The sequence below is a fragment of the Streptomyces caeni genome (genome assembly GCF_042678285.1).
Taxonomy (GTDB): Bacteria; Actinomycetota; Actinomycetes; order Streptomycetales; family Streptomycetaceae; genus Streptomyces; species Streptomyces caeni.
This window is the reverse complement of the sequence record NZ_JBHUDX010000116.1, coordinates 1-20,277: the sequence shown is the minus strand read 5'-3', so window position 1 is coordinate 20,277 and position 20,277 is coordinate 1. Positions and strand designations below refer to the sequence as shown.

Here is a 20,277-nt window from a genome sequence, read left to right as displayed (position 1 = left end):
GAGCACGTGCGGCTCCTTCGTGCGACCCGTCGGCCCCTTCCACCCCGCCCGCCCCCGATCCCGTCGGCCCCGTCCCCCCTCGACCCCGTCGGCCTCTTGGTGAAGTCGCAGGTGAGTCCACTGGTGTGGGAGAGCAGCCGGCGGGTGGTGATGGTCTCGGTGGCCTCTGGGTCGCCGACGGCGAAGTCGGGCAGCACTCGCTCGATGGGGACGTCTTGACGGGGGTGTCGAGGTCGAGGCGTCCCTCGTAGACGAGCTGCATGACCGGGGTGGCCGTGTAGATCCCCGTCCACGGCACGCGGGAGCAGCCGGCACTGAGCCGTGAGCAGATCGTCGCGGAGGCGCTGCCCCTGCTGGACGTGGAGGGCATCAACGCGCTGAGCATGCGCAAGCCGGGCAACCGGCTGGGACGCGGAAGCCACGCCCCGTACCGGCACGTGGCCAACAAGGACGAACTGTTCGAACTGGCCGTGGACGAGTTCTACGACGAGATCGAGGTGCCGGAGACCACCGGCCCCGCGCGCTGGCGCAAGGACGCGGCACGCTGCGCGCTGCGCGCACAGCCTGCGCGCCACGATGCTGCGGCACCCGTGGATCGCCTCCGTGCTGGGCACTCACGGGCCAGTCGCGTCAGGTCGGCGCACGGCGCCGTGTCCCCGGAGCAGACCAGCGTCCGGCCGCAGCCTCGACGCGCAGCGCGAAGACGTGGATGCCGTGTGCCACCGCCCGGCTGGTCAGCCCGAGCGAGCCGACGGTCACGCTGTGCCCGTCGTACACCTCGGTGACCGCGAAGGCGGACTAGACCGGGCTGGGGCACCGAGGTGTCGGTGAGGAAGCCCGCAAGTCGGTCGGCGATGCCCTGCGGCCCGTGGAACGGGGTCGGCGCGGCGAGCCCGATGTCCGCGTACAGAGCACCGTAGTAGGCGGTGAGCAGACCGGCGCTGTGATCGGCGTGCAGATGCGAGATCCAGATCGCATCCAACTCGTCCAGCCGGACACGCCTTTGCAGCGGCCCCAGTGTCCCGCTGCCCGCATCCATCCACACGCGCGTGTCCCCGTGGGACACCAGGTATCCGGAACACGGGTTGTCCACGCTCGGATACGGCGTCGCACAGCCCAGAACCGTGAGACGCGGAGGCCGACCGTCCGTCCCCGGACCCTACCGGTGTTCCCCCAAGCGCCGTACGACGGTGATGCCGCCGGTCACACCGCGGCCGGAGCGACCAACAGGCGCCCCATGGCGGCGAGCACGGACGGCTCGACGCGGTAGTACACCCAGGTGCCGCGCCGCTCGGAGGTGAGCAGGCCGGCTTCCTTGAGCTTCTTCAGGTGGTGGGAGACGGTCGGCTGGGAGACACCGACGTCCGAGATGTCGCACACGCACGCCTCGCCACCCTTGTGCGAGGCGACCGCGGAGAACAGGCGCAGCCGGACCGGGTCACCGAGCGCCTTGAACATCCGGGCGGCCGTCTCCGCCTCCTCCGCGGTCATCGCCCGCTCGGTCAGCGGCGGACAGCACGGCTCCACGCCCTGGTCGGCGGTTTCGAGCAGCGGCAGCACCTCGGCATTCGACATACATCTATGTTGACATACGTCGAACCAGCCCGGGAGAGCCACACAGCCCCGAGCTGCCCGGCAAACGGACGAGAAACACCGCACCGGGCCATACGACGGGGACCCGACGGAGGGCTTCGCGGAGGCCGAGGCCACACTCGGCCTCTCCGACCCTGCCCGGCCACAACAGATCCGCGCCGCCGCCGCGCGCCCTGGCCGGAGACCTCGACGCCACCGCCGACCGCGTCGAACACACACCCCGCGACCGGCGTGCACGACAACCCCGGCTTCCGCCCCCATAGGCCGACCGAGCCCTCGGCGGAGGCCGCTCCACACCACGTGTGACCGGCTCGACGCGCGGAGTCCCATCACCTGCGGCTCGACACGCCAGGCGCTCGCCATACTCGCCTCAGCCACGCGCACCACACCGCCCCCGCCCCGTCAGGGCCGTCCCGAACACCGATCACCCCCACGGCCCGCACGCGCGTCCGCTACGCTGTTCCCCGGTACTTCTCCACGCCGCCAGAAGGAGGACCGGGACCCGCATGACGGGCACCGCCTCCACCTGAGGCCTGGAACAGGTACCGACGACGTGTAGTGATCTCAAACAGAAGGTCCCGCCAGATCCTCTGCGACGATCCCCACACGTCCCGCCTTCGTAGCTCAGGGGATAGAGCACCGCTCTCCTAAAGCGGGTGTCGCAGGTTCGAATCCTGCCGGGGGCACCAGGCACAAGGCCCCGGACCAATCATGGTCCGGGGCCTTTGACATCCACTTTTGACATCAACGGGCGCGGTCACTGACGACCAGGACGCCTCTTCCTGAGCAGCCGGTCCATGTGGCTCATGGCCTCGCGCTGCGTGTCCTGGACGACGTGGGTGTACACGTCCATGGTGATGCTGATCTGCGAGTGGCCAAGGATCTCCATCACGACGCGGGGCGCGACTCCGGCCGCGGTGAGGAGCGTGGCGGTGCCGTGCCGGGCGTCGTGCAGCCGGATGACGCGGAGGCCGGCGGACTGGGCGACGCGGGTGAAGGAGCGGTAGACGTTCCTCGGCTCGACCGGGCGGCCGGTGCGGGTGGTGAAGACGTAGGCGGACTCCTGCCACTTCTCCCCCGCCTTCGCACGGGCAGCCGCCTGCCGCATGCGGTGCCAGCGCAGGGGCGCGATGCAGAGCGCGGGCAGCGGGACGGCACGGCGACGACGGCTCTTGGGGTCGTCGTCGTAGAGGACGCCGCGGCGGCGCTGGGTCTGCTGGCGGACGTAGAGGACGCGGTTGTCGAGGTCGAGGTCAGACCAGCGGAGGCCGACGATCTCTCCTCGGCGCAGGCCCATGGCGATGGCGAGGACGAAGGCCGCGTAGAGCGGGTCCTTGCGGGATGCGGCGAGGAAGTCGAGCGTCTCGTCGAGGGTCCAGGGCTTGAGTTCCTTGGTGTCGGTGCGGGGCGGCTCGACGAGCTTGGCGACGTTGCGGGTGATCAGTTCCTCGCGGCAGGCGGAGGAGAGGGCCGAGCGCAGAACCCGGTGTGACTCCTTGGCGGTTGCCGCGGTGGTGTCCTTCTCCAGGCGGACGAGGAAGCGCCGGACGTCGGCGACGCCGAGGGATTCGAGCCGCTTCGCGCCGAGGAGAGGCACCAGGTAGAGCCGCACATGCGCCTCGTACTTGTCGAACGTGCTGAGCTTGCGCCGGGGCTTGATCACATTGTCCAGCCAGTACGGCAGCCATTCCGAGAGCTTGGCCGACTTGGTGGGCACGGGCACGCCTTGGTCCACCTTGTCGAGCAGCTCACGGCGCTTGGCGTCGCACTCGGCCCAGGTCTTGCCGTAGGCGAACTTCCGGGCGCGGGTGCCGTCCGGCTGGAGGACGTAGACCGCGCACTGAAAGCGGCCGTCCTTGCGCTTGGTGATGGTGCCGGCGCCGTTCGGGTTCCGCTTGCGTTGCTGGGCCATCAGGCGGCCGCCTCCAGTTCGTTGGTGATGTAGTCGCGAACGGCCCGAGCCGGGATGCGCCGGCACCGGCCGATGGTGAGCGAGGGCAGTCGACGAGAACGGATGAGGTCGTAGACCGTGGACCGACCGAGCTTCAGCCGCTCCATCACGTCCGGCACCGTCAACAGCTCGTCGTCATGCATGGGTTGGTTCCCCTTCCGTTCCAGGGGCGGGTTCGAGGGATGCGGCAAGCCAGGCTTCGGCGTCGGAGAGGCCGGTTCCGGCGAAGACCCAATGCGCGAGCACGAGGGTCGTGTCCGGGCCGGGGCCGTTCGCTGGTGCCGCTTGGGCGCGGCGCCATTCGGCGCGGGCGTCGCGGAGGGCACCGAGGGTGGTGGAGTAACGGCGGGACTTCGTGGAGAAGTGGCCGCGGAAGCAGAGCATGTGGGCCCAGGCGCGCAGGCGGAGGTGTTCCAGGTCCTTGCGGCCGCCGAGGATCCAGGCGGTGCGGACCAGTTGACGGGCGTGGTCGCTGATGTCGAGCTGGGCGAGTTCGGCGAGGAACTTCAGCGGGCGGTCGAGAGCTCCCGTGGCGGTCTCGGCGCCCTTGGTCGCGTACTTGGCGATGTACGCGGCTACGGCCCGCTCGGACAGCTCCTGGCCGCCGTTGAAGTCGGCAGACCGGATGGTACGGACGTCGAGTTGGCGGCCGAAGGTGAAGGTGTGGGCGCGGCCGTCGATGACCGGGCCGTCGACGCGGACCTTGCCTGCGGCGGCGCCGATGGCGTCGGTGAGCAGCTCGGCGGTGGCCCAGGCCGGCGGCGAGGTGTCGCCACCGGTCGGGCCGTCGATGCGGATGACAGCGTGGAAGTGGACAGCACCGCGCTTCTGGTACTCCGCGACCTTGGCGAAGGACACGCGGGCATGTTCCCGGAACCGTCGCTGGGACAGGCCCGCTCGCTTGGCCACCTCTCGGCGCAGGTAGGTGGAGAAGCGGCGCCAGAGCTGACCGGCGTGCGCGTTCCACAGGACGGCTGCTTCGTAGTCGTAGGTGTCCGGGTCGAGCGGAGTACCAAGGGCTTCGTCGTCCTGGTCGTGGTGGACGCCGCAGCGGCAGGGGCGGCCGCTGGAGGGGCGGTTGTGGACCGGGCCGAAGCTCGGGGCGGTGAAGGTGGCGAAGACGCGCGGGTGGGCGGCGACCTGTTCCGGGAGTCCCTTGCCGCCGCGCAGGCCCGAGGTGATCAAGTGGAAGGTGTCGCGGCGGTAGACCTCCGCGCAGGCCGGGCAACGGGTGATGCGGCGGTTGTTGCAGCGGACGAGGAGTTGGCCGGCGGGGAGGCTGGCGGAGTCCAGGTGGGCCAGGACGCGGCCGATCTCGCCGGTCGTGGTGTCGACGTCGTATTCGGTGCGGTGGCCGTCCAGGCGGATGGGGCGGGTGCAGCCGCCGAGTCCGGAGAGCTGGCGGAGGATGCCGGGCAGGGTGCCGCCCTCGGCCAGGTTCATCAGTTCCGGAAGCGGTGGCGGGGTGGGGGCGGTGAAGATGGCGTTCTCCTTCTGGCGGGCTCGGTCAGGAGTGAGGAGCCCCGGGGCGGCCGATTGCTTGGCCGTTGTCTGCCGCCCCGGAGCCGTCGGGCGGGGCTCAGCGGCGGTGGTGGTCGCGGAGCATGGAGCGCAGGACCACGGCGGCGACGGCCACGGAGATGGCCGTGACGGCGACGGCAGCCAGGAGCGCGGTGAGGACGACCCCGCCGACGACCAGGGCTATGACTGCCCTGTGATCGATGGAGAGCGGTGGGAGCGAGCGGCGTACGGGCGCCGGGTCGGCCGGGGCGTGGGTGTGCGCGGGCGGCGGGGTCGGGTTGTCTGGGTACTTGGGCAGGAACACGGGGCCGATCTCCTTATCTACTCGTCTAGGCATGCGAGCCGTTTATGACGCCGACTCCGGAGCGCGTGCCGGACTCGATGGCGGGCGCGAGGAAGGTGTGGGAGAGCCAGAACTCGAAGAGGGCGATCAGAACGACGATCCAGGTACGGACGCCGAGGAACTTGACCGCTCCCCAGGCGAAGAAGCCGAGGACGACGACGAGCGGCAGGCTGACGGTCACGGGATGCGGGGTCCTTTCAGCGGACGGGGCAGCGGTGGGTGCGGGCGGCCAGTTCGGCGGCGGCCCGGCTGTCGTAATCGGCGGAGAAGCCGCAGCGAGGAGCGGTGCAGGCGGCGGTGTGCTTCTCGCGGCCCCGGTTGTCGTAGGCGGTGCCGACCTGGACGGGGCCGATGCGGGTGACGTCGCGGAAGCGGCGGTTTGCGGTCATGGGATCAGTCCTCCTGTCGCAGGCTCAGGCCGGGGAAGTCGCTCAGGATGCGGGTGGCTTCGGCGGGGTCCGGGGTGAGCTCGGCGGCGGCTTCGGCGAGGAGGCGGGCGAGTGTCGTCCGGCCGCTTGCGGCCATCTCGCGGGCCGCTTCGAGGTAGTCGGCGGCGGTGTTGAAGGTGAAGAGAGGCACGGGTCAGCTCCCTGCGGGGGTGAGTTGGGCGGCGATGGCTTCGGCCATGGGGGCCGGGACGCCGAGGCGGGCGCGGAGGGTCGGGGTGTCGATCAGGGTTCCGGTGCGGGTGTGGTGGTCGGCGGCGACCTTGCGTGCGTGCGCGACGAGGGCGGCCGGGACAGGTACGGCGGGTTGCACGGGGCGTTCCGGCGCTGTCTCGATGGCCGGTTGGGCGGGCGCCTCGGGTGCGGCTTCGTCGTCGTCCTGGTCCTCGATGACCTCGACGTCGGTGTCGGCTTGCGGCTTGGGTGTGGTGTGAGCGAGGAGAGTGCCGCCGAGGAAGGCGACCGCGGGCCAGCCCGCGACGAGGATGCGCAGCCATGCCGGCGTCTGGTCCATGTCGAGCAGTCCGGCGGTGGCGACGTTGGCGCCGAGGGATGCGGTCAGCGCGATGACGAACCAGCACCACCCGGCCGCTTTCGCCTCGCCGGACCGCATCCGGCGCCAGGCGGCGACGAGGAGCAGGTCAACGCTGATGGGATAGGCCCACGCTTTCCACCCGTCCTGACCGGCGGCCGAGGCGATGTCGTGCAGGTGGGCGAAGGACAGCGCGGCGGCGATGACCGCCTGGATGAGCACCGCGTCGACGCGGGCCAACAGGGCGCGCATGCTGCGGCTCCTTTTCGGATTCGGGCATGGGAGGGGTAGGGACGTGGCGCGAGGCGGTCGCGCCAACCGGAGTGGGGTGAAGGTCAGTCGGTCACCGGGTGCGGCTTGACCAGCGAAACCGGGGCTTCGACCGGTCGTACGGGGATGTCGGGCCGGAAGGGCTTGAGGGCGGGAAGGTCGGGCACCAGGTACGCGGACTCGCGGCAGATCTCGGCGGCGTCGGCGAGGGACAGGTAGGGGGTGCGGATGCGGGACCAGCCGCCGGACGTGTCACCGGCCACGGCGAGGCCGGGCCGTTCGGGGGCGATGGCACAGGCGGCGTAGACCGCCTCGGGGGCGATGTCGCCGAGCGCCATTTTGGCGGAGGCTTCGTCGTTGACGCGGTGGCAGACGCGGCCGGTCAGCTGGGCCCGGAGCATGGTGGCGCCCTTGCCGAGTTCGGCGCCGAAGCGCTGTCCGCAAACCTCCAGGTAGATGCCGGCGGCGCGGCCGAGCTGGGCGAGTCGGATGAGTTGGGTGACCATCTCGTCGCGCCGCTCCTCGTCCTTCTTCGAGGCGATGAGGAAGAGTTCGGCCACCTCGTCGACGAACAGCACGATGGGTACGGGCCGTTCCTGCTCGGGCAGGCCCCAGATGTCGGAGGTGATCTCCTCGTCCGGGGTGCCCGGGGCGATGCCCTGCCGGGCCTTGATCAGGTCGTATCGGTCCTCCATCTCCTTCACGAGCACGGGCAGCAGTTCGGCCGCCTGCCCCGGGTCGGTGGCCAGCGCGGAGAGCCGGGCGGCGAACGGCGCCAGCTCGACGCCGCGCTTGCAGTCGATGCCGACCAGGGTGACCGGCTGACGGGCGAGCCCGGTGATCAGGTGGCGCAGGTACATGGACTTGCCGGACAGCGTGGCGCCGAGGGTGAGTTGGTGCGGGATGGTGCGGTAGTCGCGCACGAAGGGCATGGCGTCCTCCCGCAGCGCCACCGGCACCTTGAGAAGCCCGCCGCCCGTCCTACGGGGCATCCGCACCCGGTTCAGTACGTCGAAGCCGACCAACCGGAGCTCTACGACACCGGGCTTGACGGTGGTGACGTACACGGCGTGAACGCCCCAGGCATGCCGCAGCCGTTCGGCCGAGGCGGCGATGTCGGCGGGTTCCTGTCCCGGCGCGAGCCGCAGCCGAAGCCGCAGCCCGGTCGAGGTGGGCCGGATGATGCCCCGACGCGGAGGCACGGGCCGTACCTCCCGCCGAGTGGTCGCCTTCACCGCGAGGACCCTCAGCCGGGAGGGGGCGACGGTCAGTCCGCACGCCTCCATGACCGAGCCGTACGAGCCGAGCAGCCGGGCCGTGGATATCGGCAGGCCGGCTGTGGCCCAGTAGACCGCCGGGTGCTTGGCCCGGGTGTAGGCGGCCCCGCCGCCGAGCGCGGCGAGGGGACCACCCACCTCCAGGAGCGTCGTCAGGTCGGCCATCAGGCGGCGGCCCCCTCGGAGGCCGGGAAGGCGGCCGGGGTGACGGCGGCGGCCCGGAAGGCGATGCCGTGCCGCTGCTGCCCGTTGAACACGGACTCCCACGGCCGGGCGACCAGACCCGGCAGCGAGACCGGCGCGCCGAGGGCCAGCCCCTCGGAGATGCCGCCCTCCGGGACGGTGACCTTGATCAGCGACGACTCGCCCTCCTCGATGTAGACGACGCCGAGCGTCATCAGCGCCTCACCGCTGACGGCGTCCACGGCCCGCTCACCGGTCTGGCGGTCGCGAACCTTCGGCTCGGGAGCCTCGGTCAGCAGGATCGTCGCGGCCGAGGTCTCAACGCGGATGGTACGCAAGGGAGTTCCCCTATCTACTCGTCTATACATGACGCGTCCTGCGAACCCGACTCTCCGGGATCACGTGGACCACCCTGCCACACAACTTGCCCACTCGTCTATACGAGTATGCGTGTTGGGGTGTACGAGTCCGAGAATCGCCCCCGCGTACCACCGCAAACCATGACGATCAGGTCGCCGGGAGCTGATACGACAGCACGTACGCGTCTGCCGCCATCACCGTGTCGCAGACCTCCACGGGCCGACCCTCGGTGTCGAAGGCAGTTCGGATCAGGTGAATGACCGGCACACCGGAGGCCAGCCGTAGCGTCTTCACCTCGGCGGGCGAGGGCATCCGGGCCCGGATCTCTTCCTCAAAGTGATCGAGGCGATGACCCAGCTCCTCAAGGCGGGCGTAGATGCCACCAGGCCCCGGGTTGGGTTCGGCGATCGGCGTCCCCCGTGCGATGTCGAGGGGCAGGTAGGAGGTGGCGAACTCGACGGGCCGGCCGTCGAGGAGGTACCGGCGCCTGCGGGCGAGCACTCGCCGCACGGACCCAAGCCGGGCGGAGACGTCCTGGCCGGCTTTCTCTTCCTTGACCTCAAGGCTGTCGACTTGCGGGTGACTGCCGGCGGCGTTGGCCTCCACGATGAACGCGGACTTGCCCTGCTCACGGTGGCGCCGGGCGAACCGGTCGGAAGCGAGGCGCCGCACAGGCGGCCGGGGACGCACGAAGACGCCCTTGCCGTGCTCGGCATGCACGAGCCCTTCCCCCTGGAGGATCGAGAAGGAGTTCCGGACGGTCATCCGGGAAACCCCGTAGTGCTCGACAAGGTCAGCTTCGGAGGGCAGCTTGTCGCCCTCGTGGAATCGCCCACGGTCGATGGCCTCGCGCAGCTGGTCGGCGATCTGCCGGAAGACCGCACGATCGCTCGTGGGGTCGAGATCGCCGAGGAGGCCGGAAGGAAGAGGACTCACAGGTACTCCTTTAGGTATCTAGACGAGTGGGCGAGTGTTGTTGCTACGGTGGAGAGCCTAGCCAGCCGAGAGGGCCGAGGAACGTGAGCACACAGCGCCCGCACTCCGTGAGCGTCGCCGGGGTCGTCGTCGACGACCAGGGCCGTGCCCTCCTGATCCAGCGCCGCGACAACGGCAAGTGGGAACCCCCGGGCGGCGTCCTCGAACGCGGGGAGACCATCCCCGAGGCCCTCCAACGCGAAGTCCTCGAAGAGACCGGCATCAAGATCGCGCTTCCCGCGACCCTGACCGGCGTCTACAAGAACATGACGGGCCTGATCGTCTCGCTGGTCTTCCGCTGCGAGGCCGCCGACGGCAGCCCCACCACCGGTGACGAGACCCGCGCGCTGCGCTGGGCCACCCGCGAAGAGGTCACCGAGCTTGCCGACGAGGCTTACGCGATCCGCGTCCTGGACGCACTCGACGCGGCGTCTCCACCTGCCATCCGCGCCCACGACGGCGTGAAACTCGTCTAGCCCGAACCCGCTGCACATGGCGGCCTACCTGCACGAAGGAACTTGTATGCACGAGTATACGAGTACAGCCCGGGTCTGGGGACTCACTTGCCCAGGTTTTCCGGAAGAGGTCAGCCGGGCCCGCCGCTGGACCCGCGACATCCTGCGCGGCTCCCCTTTAGCCGAAGACGCCGAACTGATCGTGAGCGAGCTCAGCGCGAACGCGATCCTCCACACCGCCAGCGGCCTGGAATCCGGCAGATTCCACCTGGCCCTCGCGGTCTCTCCGCAGGTGGTGGCCCTGTCGGTCACCGACGACGGAGGCGGCGCCACCGCCCCCAAGGTCGAGGACCAGGACGGCGAGGCCGAGCACGGCAGGGGTCTGGGCATGGTCAGCGTCATCGCTCACCGCGTCGTGGTCCACGACAGCGATGGCGGTCACACCGTCACCGCGGAACTCTTCACCGACGGCCATCCGGGAGGGCCTCTTTGGTGACGCCGACCTCGACTGCAGCCTTACCCGGAACGGCCGGCGCACGGCACGGGACGTACCGCTGCCTGGCCGCCGCCTATCCCCAGCACGAAGCCCGCTCCATCTCTCTCGGAGTACACGACGCCACGAGCGCCCGCTTGGCATTGCGCTGGCTCAGAGAGCGCACGAGCCACGTCACCGACCAACTCGACGCCCCGCACGGACGACCAGGCCGTCACTGGCTCACAGACGAGGCAGAGCACGAACGAGCCCTCACCTACCTGACCACAGGCACGGCCTACCAACTCACCCTCTACGACGAGCACACGCGCTATGTCCTCGTCGTCTACCCACCAGGAGCGACCGCATGAAGGCACCCAGGCGCGGCTACTGGTGCGAATGCTGGACCGAAGACCTCACCAACGGGCAAGGGCCGGCACTGCGGGCCTCCATCGACGCCTACTCGGCGCCCCAGGCAGACAGATGGGTCGCGGTCACACTCCGCACCATCTCACCGGCTCTCGATCCCGACGCATCCCAGCAGGCATGGGACTGGCTCTACACCGGCCGCATCGAGACCAGGAGAGCCCTCCTACGCGCCGAGCCCTGCACGGTGTCAGTCACCCAGGCCAGCACCCGCATCACCTGGACGATCCGCCCAGTGCTCTTCGTGCCACTCGCACACCGACAGAGCATCGAACTCCCAGCGTGCGCCCACAACTTCGCGCCCCAGCCGTCCGTGTCGTCCGACTGAGTTACAACTTTCTCTACTGGTTCAAGGCGGCTCGCTCCGCTCACCGCGCGCAGCCCGGCCCCCGGCCGGGCCTGCGCTCCTGTCTCCGCCCCGCTCCAGCCCGGCCGGCGCCCGTGCCGCGTGTATAGAGCAGCCACCTGAGGCCAGAGAAGGGGTACGTCGTGGCTGGGCCGGTCGGCTCCACGGCTTTACGGAGCCACTTTGGCGCGAGCCTCGAAGATCATGGCCCCAACGTCGTGCCTTAGCGGGCAGGTCCACAGACTGCCCGACGCGCCGCAAGCTTACGGGGCCATGATCACTCGCGCCAAAGCAGCGCCACCCCAAAGCCGCTCCGCCGACCTCATGCGTTAGCAGCCAAGTCTCCGCTCTGACTCGGCACACTTGCTGCGGCATTCAACGTCTGCTGCGCCAACTTTTTGTAACCGGTTGCCGTAATACTCCTCCAGGACAAATAGAACCCGGCGGCACCCAGACCGCCAAGCATGATGACTGCGATAAAAATGCCCAGTCGATTCTCGACCGGAAACCGCCAGACGAGCAACGAGCCCGCAAGGGAAAGCAACAAGCAGTCCAAAAACCATCCTCGACAAATACGCATGCGCGACCGAGCGTAGTCGGACATCGCCATCAAATGCGGAAAATCGATAATGATTCTTCGCGCTTCACCGTAGGCTGCATTGGTCGCGAAATAGCGTCGCCGCAGCCGCCTTCTCGGCGACGTGAGCAAATAGTCAGCAGCGCGGTCAAAAACGATACCCAGAGCGTACGCGGTGGATAGCGCCACGCCTGAAGCAGGAGTAGAGGAAAGAACCGTTGCGAGCTTTCGCATGTCGCCATAACCAACGACAGCGGATACGCAGCCAAAAACCCCCGCAAGTGCGCCGATGCCAATCACCAACACTTCAACGAACATGGCCGTAGCCGCAACAACCCCTGAGGCTTCAGGCTTACTAAGTTGACTCACAGAGACACACCCCAGGCATCCGCCATGTCATCGAGCATCGACATTGGTAGTTCATCGACCCAACGCCCATGCAATAATAACTTTGAGCTGGTAAGGCGCTCAAAGATGATTAAGCTCTCGGGTTGGCTAGCAAGAATATAACGTCCGTGACGCAAGAAGTGATCGCTTTCAGGGCCGTAGTCTTTGTACGCGCGTTCTAAGTCTTCTCGTCGCTCGTCAATGAACTTCTCAAGCCGTTCCGGGTAGGCGACAGGATCAGGGATAGCTTTCACCAGTACGTCGACTACTTCTTCGGATAGGTCTCGCCGAGACCTATGCTCCGTAAACGTGCGAAAGAGGTGCTCGGCTTCATCCAAGAGACGGTTACTTTGGGCAACATCGGGGTAGTGCACCATGGCTTCGACCCCCCGTCGGACCTCAAGATCGTAAAGCTCGATCAGAGCAATCAAACGGTACAGCGAGCGTCTGACATTGGATGGTACGGCTGACGCTTCGGCCTTGTACATCAGCTTGTGCGACATCCTGGCCCACAAGTCCATGGCCTCAGTTCGGATCTGGATCTCGCACTCGTAAGGCTTGCCGTCGTCACTCGCTTGGTCGCCCGATGCGATCACCTGAACATGCAGCCGCGGATACTGAAGACGATCTTCCGCACCGACAACGAGTCGATCATCCTCCGGCTCGCCGACTACAGTGAGTGACTCCTGCACTAGGTCAAGCATGGGATTCAGCAGTCCCTCATGCTGCACCACTACCCGCACGCCAGCCTTGTCAGTAACTTGCGCCCAAGGATCGGTGTAATTCTTGTGCTGAACCTTGGTTACGAAGCTGCCCACGTCTTTAGCTCGGCAGGAGATTTCGCAATTTATCCGCGATCGGGCTGCCCGTCGCCGAAGATGGGCAGCTGTCAGCTTGGCCGCAATCTCGATGCGAGGGCGTTCACGTTGGTACCGAGAGAATACTTCATCAATCACGTTGCCTCATCGAAGGACAGGAGCGTCCCCGCTGACCTCACCCTGGCCGGCTGTTTGGTCGCTACGCGTTCGCCGAGTTCGTCGACCTCCTCCTGGTGAGGCATATGCGGTTGCAGTCGTCACGGTGCCAGTGACAGTGACGCTAGTGATGCCGTCACCTTGGTCCTCCAAGAGAATGGCGTCATCTTCACCGCTAGCGTCACCCACTGGAGCCACAATGAAGGCGCCATTGGCGAAACCGACACGCATATTTTTCATGCGGCTCTCAACATGCTCCGTGTCCTTGTCGAAAGTGCGGCAAGGAACCTCGGCGGCTCGCAGATGTTCAATGAATGCATCTCTATGCGTGACATCTAGATGCTGCTGCGCAAATGTGACTGGATTGAGAAACTGAGTGGGGCTCTGCAGTTCCGCCAACGTTGCCATGACATAGTTTATCCGGGTGTCCGGATCTGCAATGTAGGAGTTAATCCACTCGATTGCGGCGTCATGGAAACGCCGGGTTACTTCCCGAGGTTCACTTTTCTGCTGGCACCCCAAGAAGCGTTCGAGGAAGAACACCGCCATTCGTCCAGACAACTGCCGGTCTGCCGCCCAGCCTTCAATTCTGTCCTCGCTAACTCCATCCTCTGAAAAGAGCGCCACCTTATGAATCTTAGATTTCTCTGTAAGCAGTAGATCGGCAAGATACTTCATATCGAAGGTACGCAAGCCGTTAACAACTGTTTCAGTCGCCTGCATACCCGTCTCTTGCTCGAGCTTTACGATCAGCAGGGACTTTTTATCTGCTAATCGAGCGTCCGCCACAAGCAGCATCCCTGCGGAGTTTACGCCCGATTGACTGCTCCGTAGGAGATGCACAAGGTCCACAGAGACGTCGACGAGATTAGCCTCTCCAGTGAGGTACGAGTAAACGTAGTCAGGACACGACGATTTCGAGTCCGGGTTTTCGACTATCTCCCGCCCACTCAGGGCGAGAACTCCTCTTAGTCGTGCCTGAAGCGCGGTGCGCACGTCATGGTTCAAGTTGCATGGAGCTTGACTAAGAGGGATCGATTCATTGGGATCAGTCCGTCTGCGCTGTGGCACAACGTGAACTATCGCCTGCTCGATGACGAGATCGCCGAAGTCTGTCCGCAACGCTTCCCACCCGTAGCTCACCCATCGGCCCACTGGCCGGCCGTCGACTTCCCCCCGGCACGCCGTGTCGCTGGGGCGTAGACGCGCACCCCGCACGAGCCATGGCGCGCGTACTCGTATGGTGACACACCGCGACAAGGTTGTGGAGATCGCGGAGGTGCACTCGTTGAGGCAGAGCCAGCCAGCAGCGCCATTTGGTCTGCCAGACTTGAGAGGACCCGCGTAAATCGAACTGGTTGTCGATTTTCGCTTCGCGCGGTCACCCTTCGATGGCAAGAGCAGTAGGGGGCCCACCGTCCTTCAGTATCGCGCTGATTTGCTGGGTGCGCTTTGCGGCATCTTCAAAAGCGGCTACAGAGATGTCTCGCCGTAGATGCACGGCATCGTTCCTCATACGGCGTAGAAGGTCAATCTCCTTTCCAATCCCAGGCGGCATGTCGAGGAGCTTGAGTAGGTGAGTCACAGGCACAGTAGACCGGACGGAAACGCCGGCACGCTGAGCCAATTCGTTCAGGGTGGCTTCGAGTTCCACCCAGCTATGCAAAAACTCCTGCAATGCACTCCCTGAATCGCGCTTGGGCCCGTGGATTTCGACGTGGCTTGAGTGAGAGGTGTTGCGAATGTCATCATAAATGGCGTAGCGCGACGGATCCTCCGCCAGCAGTGCATCTACAACCTGCTCTGCCAAGGGCCGCTCTTCTACGGCACCATGTAGGGACTCTAGGTACTTCTCAAGTTCCTCCGGCGTGGTTTTGTTGAGGCGCTTGAGGAGTGCAAATAGATCGTCAACTTTCCCTAGACCTGAGTCACCGACAGGCTCTGTGAGAGAATCATGAGCGTGCCGCAGGAGATGCGCGGCGAGTTCATAATGGTTCAAAAATTTAGCCCCGTTACGAGCGACGCGCGCTTCTCCGGCTTCCTGGAGCAGCCTGAGAGAGATCTCGCCCGCGATCACAAGGCCGTTCAACTGGTCGAGAATCGCGTGCTCCTCCCCGGACAGATCCCCTGCCATCTGCTTGTAAGCAAGATCGTGTTGCACCTCCGACCAAGCATGCATCAGAACTGACGCCACCTGGATCTCTACTCGCGCATTTACATACCTCTTATCTGCGTCGCCGATAAAATTCTCCTTTGGTTGCACTCGATAGTGCACTGCTGAGTAGCCAGAGAATCTACGGTCGGGTGCGGTTTCCTCAGCACCGGGAAAAACGCGCTTGGCATCCCACTGGTCGAAAAGGCGCGTAATCGCCTTATCAACTTGCTCTTGCTCCTTAGGGAAGTAGAGGGCAACTCTAACACCCGCCAGATCGACAATATCATCAAAGATGTCTTCTACCGATTTATATCTATTCTTAGCGTCGCGTTGCGAGCATTTATCCCTAAGGCGCTCGATGTCTTTTGCTCGGTGGCTCACGAGGCAGCGAACACCCGACGACCGTAGGTCGGCTTCTAGTATCTGCGCAACCAGTCCGGCTGCCCTACTGTAAAAGTCGTACTCTTTCGTATAGCGGTCGATGAATTGCTCAATATAGCTCATTCTTACCTACTTGAATCTTCGTAAGCTGTCGCGCTGTACCGACCCGCGCGCGCATGGAGCTTTCACACCGCTAGCTATGTGCCCTATCCAGTACTTGCACGGCGCTGCACGCTAAGTGCCGGCAGAATCTTCGAGGGGAACTACCGGGGGTGAACGGTGGCTGAGTGGAAGCAGAGCAAGTGCGGCTGGCCGACGGCATCTGGAAGGCGTTGCCAGAACAAGACGCTGAAGGGCACCTCACGCTGCTACCTACACCAAGGTGATTGGACAAAGCGCGGCCAGGCCGAACTGAAGAAGAGGGTGAGCAAGCGCCGCAAGAAGCAGGGCACGGTCGGGGGCGAACGTCCAACTGCGTGACAACGCCGACGGACAACGGCGAACGAGCGCGAACGCGTACGCTCCATCGATGCAGGTGAGGGGCGCACCAACCCAGCACAGCCCCAAACCAAGTTGCGTCGGGACAAAGAGCTTATGGGTTCACGTATCAGCGTAGAGGCTTCCTGCGCAGCTTGGGGAGGGGCTTGGCGGAACCGAACTGCCAGTCGAGACGGCTGCCAGGATTCTTCTCGATCTTCAGCATGACCGACTGGGAAGCGGAGAACTTGAGGACGAGTCCAGCGCGAAACCTTCCATCTGCTTGCCTGTCCCAGACAAGTTCACTGTTTGTCCTGGCCCACACAGCCGCGTCCACGAACCGTGAGAGCACGGGTGGTAGCTCGGCGTCCTTCTTCTTGTCCTCGTCCATCAACTCTTCCCCCCACACTTCTGAGAGATCGGCGCCATGACGATCTCAACGTTCGTACGTCTCTCGGCCTCCAGCTCACGCTTCCTGGTCTCGGCCGCGCTCGCACTCTAGGACACGACGGACCGGACCCGCTGACGATTCGGGCAGTTCCGCTCCACCGTGGACTCGTCCACGGTGCCGACGAGGTGGCCGCCCTCCTGGTCGACCAATAAGAGCCTGATAGCGATCCTCGCTGGGCCACGACGACGGACGGCCCGATCGCGGTGTGTTCACCGGCAGCCCCCGCCAGATTCCGCTCGCCCTCGGTATCACACCAGGCCAAGCCCTGTCCCTCGCGGACGCGCTTAGCCGACCGTGGTTGACATCCCCGGCTGACATCAACGACGGCATACGCGCGTACCCCGAAGCGGCCACTCGTGGTCGTCCGGTCTTGGGGGTGCCACGGGCTTACAGGACGCTGATCGAACTCCTAAAGCGGGTGTCGCAGGTTCGAATCCTGCCGGGGGCACAACGCGTTAACCGCTGACCTGGGGTTTTTCGCCCAGGGAGGCACTCCACTCGGCCTCGGACTCATCGTCCGGGGCCGTTTGCGTGAGCGGGAGGACGTCACCGTCGCGGTGGGCCGGAGGCTCCGCCGACCCGAGTTGGGGCGACAGGCCGTAGACACCTGGCACCCACACGTTCCGGCATGCTCAGGCGGACCACGCCGCGAGGAGCTCAGACGGGCCGTACGCAGCGTCGAGCCCCGCGCAGTCGGTCCCGCTGCGCGAGATGGCGATCACCGGCACGGGATCAGGCGTGAGCGCGGCGCGGTGCCGGTGCAACGCGGCGAGATCGTGCCGGTCGAACGGGGAGTTCTCCAGCCACTTCACCGAGCCGACGAACAACAGCTCCTTGGCGATCGGCGCGCGGTCCGCTCCCACGACGTCGATCTCCACATCGTTGGTACGGGTCCAGTAGCCGCCGATGGCGGGGGCGGCGGGGAGGTTCGCGTCGGGCAGCAGCCGTGTCAGCGCCTCGCGCACCAGAGGTTCAACGGCCCTGCCGCGCCAGCTGGTCCAGTTCTCGCGGATGCGTCGCAGCGTCAGGTCACCCCGGCCCCGCTCGATCTCCTCCATCGCCGGGCCCAGGAGCTTCAGCCAGAAGCGGAGGTAGGGATCCGCGACCCGGTAGCGGCGATCCTTCGAAGGCCGCGTGGACACGGGAAGCTCCGCCGCGATCACCCGCTTGTCCGCAAGGATCCCCAGCGACCGCTGCAGCGGGGTCGACCCGATCCCGCCGGCGGCGCGGGCAATATTGGAGAACGTCCGCTCACCGCTGCCGATCGCCGAGAGGACGGTGCGGGCTTGGACCTGCTGGGGGAACTCTGCAGCAAGTGAGCGTTCCGCCGACACCAGCAAGGCCGAGACCGGATCGCTGAGCGCCGTCTGCAGGAACTCCCACATCCCGGCGCCGTGCGTCCACTCTGCACAGATCAGAGGCAGTCCACCGGTGATCAAGGCCGCATCGAAGGCCGAGGCGGGATCGAGGCCAAGCATCTCGCCCACCTCCGCCGGGTTGAGCGGACCCAGCACCATCTCCCGTCCGCGCTGGTGGAACGGGCGTCCATAGCTGTTCAGCGCCTCCATCATCGACAGGTCGGAACCGATGAGAACCAGCAGAACCGGCTTCTTCTCCAGCACTCGGTCCCAGGCCCGCTGAAGCATGCCCTCGAAGGCGCCCTCCGCATCCATCAGATAGGGCACCTCGTCCATGACCACCACGCTCGTCCGGTCGTGCGGCAGTGCCGCCGCCAGTACGTCGAAGGCCGCATCCCAACTCGCCGGGCGGGCCGCGGACAGCAGATGCGCCAGCGGAAGGCTGGACGACTGCGCATCCTGGCTGAGCCGCTCCAGGTCCGCCCCCGGCGACGCCCCCGTGGCGGCATAGAAGAGGAACGGCGCACCGGACCTCTCGGCGAACCGCTCCACCAGTCGCGACTTACCCACCCGGCGGCGCCCGCGAAGCATCACGCACCGCCCCGGCCGCTCCCCACCGACCCCGGCCGTCACCTTGCCCAGTTCGCGATCCAGCGTCTCGAGCTCGTGCCGCCTGCCCACGAAATCTGCCATGCCGCCGCCTCCCAGTGGCATCTAACGCCGCGGATACTAACACAATAGTTACTTACATTACCGTTAGTTATAGGTAGCTCGGGGAGATGCTAGCCCCCGGGTTCACGTCGCCGCGGGGTGCAGCGCTCACCGGTGTGACCACCAGGTCAGTGGTGCCGCTGGTCTTGTTCCGACCCCCTGGTGACGAGTCCACCGCGCCGGTTTCTCACTGGTCGTGGGCTCGCTGGTCGGGATGCCAGCCGACGGGGAGCGGGCGTGAGCGAGATCAGCGTGCCGGACGGATGGCAGACAGTACGCTGAATCCAGCGGGATCGGGCCCGCAGCACAGTGTCCGGGAGGTGCTTCATGACGGCCCAGATGGTGGCCCCGGCATGGATGCATGAGCAGATCACGGCGGAGGAGTACGAGTCCTGGTCCGAGGAGCAGTGCGCCGGTATCGAGATCGTGGACGGAATGGTCGTCGTGAGCCCGAGTGCGTCCAAGCGGCACAACCGGCTGGCCCGGATTCTGGCGAACGCCCTTGATGCCGCCGCGGGCCCGGAGTGGAATGCCGACACGGACTTCGACGTCCGGCTTCAGGACGTCCCGCTCACCAGTCGCCGCCCGGACGTCGTCGTGTACCGCGCGGACACGATCGACATCACCCCCACCCGCCCTGAGCACGTGCTGCTGGTCGCGGAGGTGGTGTCGCCGGGCTCGGAGACCACCGACCGGATCGTGAAGGTCGACCAGTACGCCAAGGCAGGCATCGGCTTCTACTGGCGGATCGAGCAGGCCGCGACAGGCGTTGCTCTCGTGTACACCTACGTTCTCGACCCCGCGACGAAGACCTACCGGGACGGAGACGTGTTCACCGGCGTCCTCAAGGTAGCGGCCCCCTTCCCGGTGGAGATCGACCTCGGCCAGGTCTGACCTACGCGCTGCTCAGCAGCCGGCAGCGCGTGAGCCATGCGTGAGCGGACGACCCGATACAGGGCGGCATAAGCCGGATCGAGTGGCTCGCCGTGCGGCTCCGACCAGGGGAAACGGCAACGCTCGGCAGCGCCGGGCACCCCCTGGCAAGGATCCGATCCCACTCCTAAAGCGGGTGTCGCAGGTTCGAATCCTGCCGGGGGCGCCACCTGGTCAGCCTTGCCTGGGCATCGTCGCAGGTCAGTGCTGTGTTTTGTCCGTCGACGGCGGTCGTGGTCGTGCGCCCCTCGGGAACCGGGGAAAAGCCGAGTCGGCGGAATCGCATCCAGACCGAGGAGAAACCGCAGGTCGCGGCCCCCTCGTCCATGGCCTGAAATGTGAGCGGCCAGCCACAGGTTCGAGCCCTGCGGGGCACCCAGAACATGGCTGGTCTCCTGCTCAAGGGCCATGGGGCCCGGCGGCCGTCGGCAGGCGCCACGAGCCGGGGGGCCTGCGCCTGATCAGCCCCGTGCAACCGACGGCCCTCTCGGTACCAACCTCTCGGCGTCGCTCGAATCCGGTTCAGGCACGGATTTCGTGATCGACCAGTGGCTGCTGGACGATCTGGAAACTCCACCGAAGCAGCGGCACGCCGTGCAGCGCATCCTGACCGGGCTTCAGCGCGAACTGGGGCGTGGACCGCCCGTCAACCGTGTGGGACTTCGCCCTTCGGCGAAGGCAGGAGATCGCCGAGGCGGCCGGGGCGGCACCCGCGGCGGGGGA

The 20,277-nt window shown here is 66.3% G+C and carries 24 protein-coding genes, 1 tRNA gene and 2 pseudogenes; 7 read left to right on the top strand and 20 right to left on the bottom strand.

The window, feature by feature from the left end:
• Positions 1-281 precede the first annotated feature (281 nt).
• A pseudogene (locus ACFSL4_RS34405) lies at positions 282-621 on the top strand (TetR/AcrR family transcriptional regulator); the annotation flags it as partial.
• Here the strand turns inward: ACFSL4_RS34405 and ACFSL4_RS34400 are convergent.
• Both ACFSL4_RS34400 and ACFSL4_RS34395 read right to left on the bottom strand, forming a co-directional pair.
• A pseudogene (locus ACFSL4_RS34400) lies at positions 611-1,120 on the bottom strand (MBL fold metallo-hydrolase); the annotation flags it as partial. The pseudogenes ACFSL4_RS34405 and ACFSL4_RS34400 overlap by 11 nt on opposite strands.
• 83 nt (positions 1,121-1,203) lie before the next feature.
• Complete coding sequence (locus ACFSL4_RS34395; protein WP_381091659.1) at positions 1,204-1,575, bottom strand: ArsR/SmtB family transcription factor; 372 nt, start codon at positions 1,573-1,575, stop codon at positions 1,204-1,206.
• Between the two features lie 631 nt (positions 1,576-2,206).
• On the opposite strand from ACFSL4_RS34395, the gene ACFSL4_RS34390 reads away from it, so the two are divergent.
• Positions 2,207-2,282, top strand: a tRNA-Arg gene (locus ACFSL4_RS34390).
• Positions 2,283-2,350: 68 nt separating this feature from the next.
• Here ACFSL4_RS34390 and ACFSL4_RS34385 read toward each other — a convergent pair.
• From ACFSL4_RS34385 to ACFSL4_RS34335, 11 genes are all read right to left on the bottom strand, one after another.
• Positions 2,351-3,505, bottom strand: coding sequence for a tyrosine-type recombinase/integrase (locus ACFSL4_RS34385; RefSeq protein WP_381091657.1), 1,155 nt, complete (start codon positions 3,503-3,505; stop codon positions 2,351-2,353).
• On the bottom strand, positions 3,505-3,687 hold the full coding sequence (locus tag ACFSL4_RS34380; protein WP_381091655.1) for a helix-turn-helix domain-containing protein: 183 nt from the start codon (positions 3,685-3,687) through the stop codon (positions 3,505-3,507). The genes ACFSL4_RS34385 and ACFSL4_RS34380 overlap by 1 nt, the downstream gene beginning before the upstream one ends.
• Positions 3,680-4,987 carry a replication initiator gene (locus ACFSL4_RS34375; protein ID WP_381091653.1) on the bottom strand — a complete coding sequence of 436 codons (1,308 nt, stop codon included), beginning with the start codon at positions 4,985-4,987 and terminating at the stop codon, positions 3,680-3,682. Before ACFSL4_RS34375 ends, ACFSL4_RS34380 begins: the two co-directional genes overlap by 8 nt.
• A gap of 136 nt (positions 4,988-5,123) precedes the next feature.
• Positions 5,124-5,369 (bottom strand): SpdD protein, encoded by a 246-nt coding sequence (locus ACFSL4_RS34370; protein ID WP_381091652.1) that lies wholly within the window; start codon positions 5,367-5,369, stop codon positions 5,124-5,126.
• 25 nt (positions 5,370-5,394) lie between these two features.
• Positions 5,395-5,589, bottom strand: a complete 195-nt coding sequence (locus tag ACFSL4_RS34365; RefSeq protein WP_381091650.1) for a hypothetical protein — start codon at positions 5,587-5,589, stop codon at positions 5,395-5,397.
• A gap of 16 nt (positions 5,590-5,605) precedes the next feature.
• Positions 5,606-5,797 (bottom strand): mobile element transfer protein, encoded by a 192-nt coding sequence (locus tag ACFSL4_RS34360; protein ID WP_361193720.1) that lies wholly within the window; start codon positions 5,795-5,797, stop codon positions 5,606-5,608.
• 4 nt (positions 5,798-5,801) lie between these two features.
• The gene (locus ACFSL4_RS34355) at positions 5,802-5,987 is read right to left on the bottom strand and encodes a hypothetical protein (protein ID WP_381091648.1); all 186 of its coding nucleotides are present in this window, start codon (positions 5,985-5,987) and stop codon (positions 5,802-5,804) included.
• A gap of 3 nt (positions 5,988-5,990) precedes the next feature.
• Complete coding sequence (locus ACFSL4_RS34350; protein WP_381091646.1) at positions 5,991-6,638, bottom strand: DUF2637 domain-containing protein; 648 nt, start codon at positions 6,636-6,638, stop codon at positions 5,991-5,993.
• 83 nt (positions 6,639-6,721) lie between these two features.
• Entirely contained in the window at positions 6,722-8,098 is a 1,377-nt protein-coding gene (locus ACFSL4_RS34345) for an FtsK/SpoIIIE domain-containing protein (protein ID WP_381091644.1), read from the bottom strand.
• Positions 8,098-8,454, bottom strand: a complete 357-nt coding sequence (locus ACFSL4_RS34340; protein WP_381091642.1) for an SCO3933 family regulatory protein — start codon at positions 8,452-8,454, stop codon at positions 8,098-8,100. Before ACFSL4_RS34340 ends, ACFSL4_RS34345 begins: the two co-directional genes overlap by 1 nt.
• A gap of 169 nt (positions 8,455-8,623) precedes the next feature.
• Positions 8,624-9,412 (bottom strand): GntR family transcriptional regulator, encoded by a 789-nt coding sequence (locus ACFSL4_RS34335; RefSeq protein ID WP_381091640.1) that lies wholly within the window; start codon positions 9,410-9,412, stop codon positions 8,624-8,626.
• Positions 9,413-9,519: 107 nt separating this feature from the next.
• On the opposite strand from ACFSL4_RS34335, the gene ACFSL4_RS34330 reads away from it, so the two are divergent.
• From ACFSL4_RS34330 to ACFSL4_RS34315, 4 genes are all read left to right on the top strand, one after another.
• Complete coding sequence (locus ACFSL4_RS34330) at positions 9,520-9,927, top strand: NUDIX hydrolase (protein WP_381091712.1); 408 nt, start codon at positions 9,520-9,522, stop codon at positions 9,925-9,927.
• A 46-nt stretch (positions 9,928-9,973) separates the two neighbouring features.
• Positions 9,974-10,402, top strand: a complete 429-nt coding sequence (locus tag ACFSL4_RS34325) for an ATP-binding protein (protein WP_381091638.1) — start codon at positions 9,974-9,976, stop codon at positions 10,400-10,402.
• A gap of 134 nt (positions 10,403-10,536) precedes the next feature.
• The gene (locus ACFSL4_RS34320) at positions 10,537-10,749 is read left to right on the top strand and encodes a hypothetical protein (protein ID WP_381091636.1); all 213 of its coding nucleotides are present in this window, start codon (positions 10,537-10,539) and stop codon (positions 10,747-10,749) included.
• Positions 10,746-11,132: a hypothetical protein gene (locus tag ACFSL4_RS34315; RefSeq protein ID WP_381091634.1), complete on the top strand. Its 387-nt coding sequence runs from the start codon at positions 10,746-10,748 to the stop codon at positions 11,130-11,132. Before ACFSL4_RS34320 ends, ACFSL4_RS34315 begins: the two co-directional genes overlap by 4 nt.
• Positions 11,133-11,472: 340 nt before the next feature.
• On the opposite strand, the gene ACFSL4_RS34310 is transcribed toward ACFSL4_RS34315, so the two are convergent.
• The 6 genes from ACFSL4_RS34310 to ACFSL4_RS34285 form a co-directional block, all read right to left on the bottom strand.
• The gene (locus ACFSL4_RS34310) at positions 11,473-12,045 is read right to left on the bottom strand and encodes a hypothetical protein (RefSeq protein WP_381091632.1); all 573 of its coding nucleotides are present in this window, start codon (positions 12,043-12,045) and stop codon (positions 11,473-11,475) included.
• A gap of 47 nt (positions 12,046-12,092) precedes the next feature.
• Positions 12,093-13,070, bottom strand: coding sequence for a hypothetical protein (locus ACFSL4_RS34305; protein WP_381091630.1), 978 nt, complete (start codon positions 13,068-13,070; stop codon positions 12,093-12,095).
• A 6-nt stretch (positions 13,071-13,076) separates the two neighbouring features.
• Complete coding sequence (locus tag ACFSL4_RS34300; RefSeq protein ID WP_381091710.1) at positions 13,077-14,159, bottom strand: nucleoid-associated protein; 1,083 nt, start codon at positions 14,157-14,159, stop codon at positions 13,077-13,079.
• A 310-nt stretch (positions 14,160-14,469) separates the two neighbouring features.
• Entirely contained in the window at positions 14,470-15,747 is a 1,278-nt protein-coding gene (locus tag ACFSL4_RS34295) for a GTP pyrophosphokinase (RefSeq protein WP_381091628.1), read from the bottom strand.
• Positions 15,748-16,231: 484 nt separating this feature from the next.
• On the bottom strand, positions 16,232-16,492 hold the full coding sequence (locus ACFSL4_RS34290) for a hypothetical protein (RefSeq protein ID WP_381091626.1): 261 nt from the start codon (positions 16,490-16,492) through the stop codon (positions 16,232-16,234).
• 692 nt (positions 16,493-17,184) lie between these two features.
• Positions 17,185-18,603 carry an ATP-binding protein gene (locus ACFSL4_RS34285; RefSeq protein ID WP_381091624.1) on the bottom strand — a complete coding sequence of 473 codons (1,419 nt, stop codon included), beginning with the start codon at positions 18,601-18,603 and terminating at the stop codon, positions 17,185-17,187.
• Between the two features lie 345 nt (positions 18,604-18,948).
• Between ACFSL4_RS34285 and ACFSL4_RS34280 the strand changes: the two genes are divergently transcribed.
• Positions 18,949-19,515, top strand: a complete 567-nt coding sequence (locus tag ACFSL4_RS34280; protein WP_381091622.1) for a Uma2 family endonuclease — start codon at positions 18,949-18,951, stop codon at positions 19,513-19,515.
• Positions 19,516-20,076: 561 nt separating this feature from the next.
• Here ACFSL4_RS34280 and ACFSL4_RS34275 read toward each other — a convergent pair.
• The coding region (locus ACFSL4_RS34275) for a hypothetical protein (protein ID WP_381091620.1) at positions 20,077-20,277 on the bottom strand (201 nt) is incomplete at its 5' end.

Bases quoted from the DNA above. Each gene is read 5' to 3' on its own strand.
- ACFSL4_RS34285 (WP_381091624.1), bottom strand. From the start codon at position 18,603: ATGGCAGATTTCGTGGGCAGGCGGCACGAGCTCGAGACGCTGGATCGC.
- ACFSL4_RS34360 (WP_361193720.1), bottom strand. From the start codon at position 5,797: ATGACCGCAAACCGCCGCTTCCGCGACGTCACCCGCATCGGCCCCGTC.
- ACFSL4_RS34310 (WP_381091632.1), bottom strand. From the start codon at position 12,045: ATGTTCGTTGAAGTGTTGGTGATTGGCATCGGCGCACTTGCGGGGGTT.
- ACFSL4_RS34385 (WP_381091657.1), bottom strand. From the start codon at position 3,505: ATGGCCCAGCAACGCAAGCGGAACCCGAACGGCGCCGGCACCATCACC.
- ACFSL4_RS34280 (WP_381091622.1), top strand. From the start codon at position 18,949: ATGACGGCCCAGATGGTGGCCCCGGCATGGATGCATGAGCAGATCACG.
- ACFSL4_RS34290 (WP_381091626.1), bottom strand. From the start codon at position 16,492: ATGGACGAGGACAAGAAGAAGGACGCCGAGCTACCACCCGTGCTCTCA.
- ACFSL4_RS34380 (WP_381091655.1), bottom strand. From the start codon at position 3,687: ATGCATGACGACGAGCTGTTGACGGTGCCGGACGTGATGGAGCGGCTG.
- ACFSL4_RS34325 (WP_381091638.1), top strand. From the start codon at position 9,974: ATGCACGAGTATACGAGTACAGCCCGGGTCTGGGGACTCACTTGCCCA.
- ACFSL4_RS34350 (WP_381091646.1), bottom strand. From the start codon at position 6,638: ATGCGCGCCCTGTTGGCCCGCGTCGACGCGGTGCTCATCCAGGCGGTC.
- ACFSL4_RS34345 (WP_381091644.1), bottom strand. From the start codon at position 8,098: ATGGCCGACCTGACGACGCTCCTGGAGGTGGGTGGTCCCCTCGCCGCG.
- ACFSL4_RS34375 (WP_381091653.1), bottom strand. From the start codon at position 4,987: ATGAACCTGGCCGAGGGCGGCACCCTGCCCGGCATCCTCCGCCAGCTC.
- ACFSL4_RS34295 (WP_381091628.1), bottom strand. From the start codon at position 15,747: ATGAGCTATATTGAGCAATTCATCGACCGCTATACGAAAGAGTACGAC.
- ACFSL4_RS34315 (WP_381091634.1), top strand. From the start codon at position 10,746: ATGAAGGCACCCAGGCGCGGCTACTGGTGCGAATGCTGGACCGAAGAC.
- ACFSL4_RS34395 (WP_381091659.1), bottom strand. From the start codon at position 1,575: ATGTCGAATGCCGAGGTGCTGCCGCTGCTCGAAACCGCCGACCAGGGC.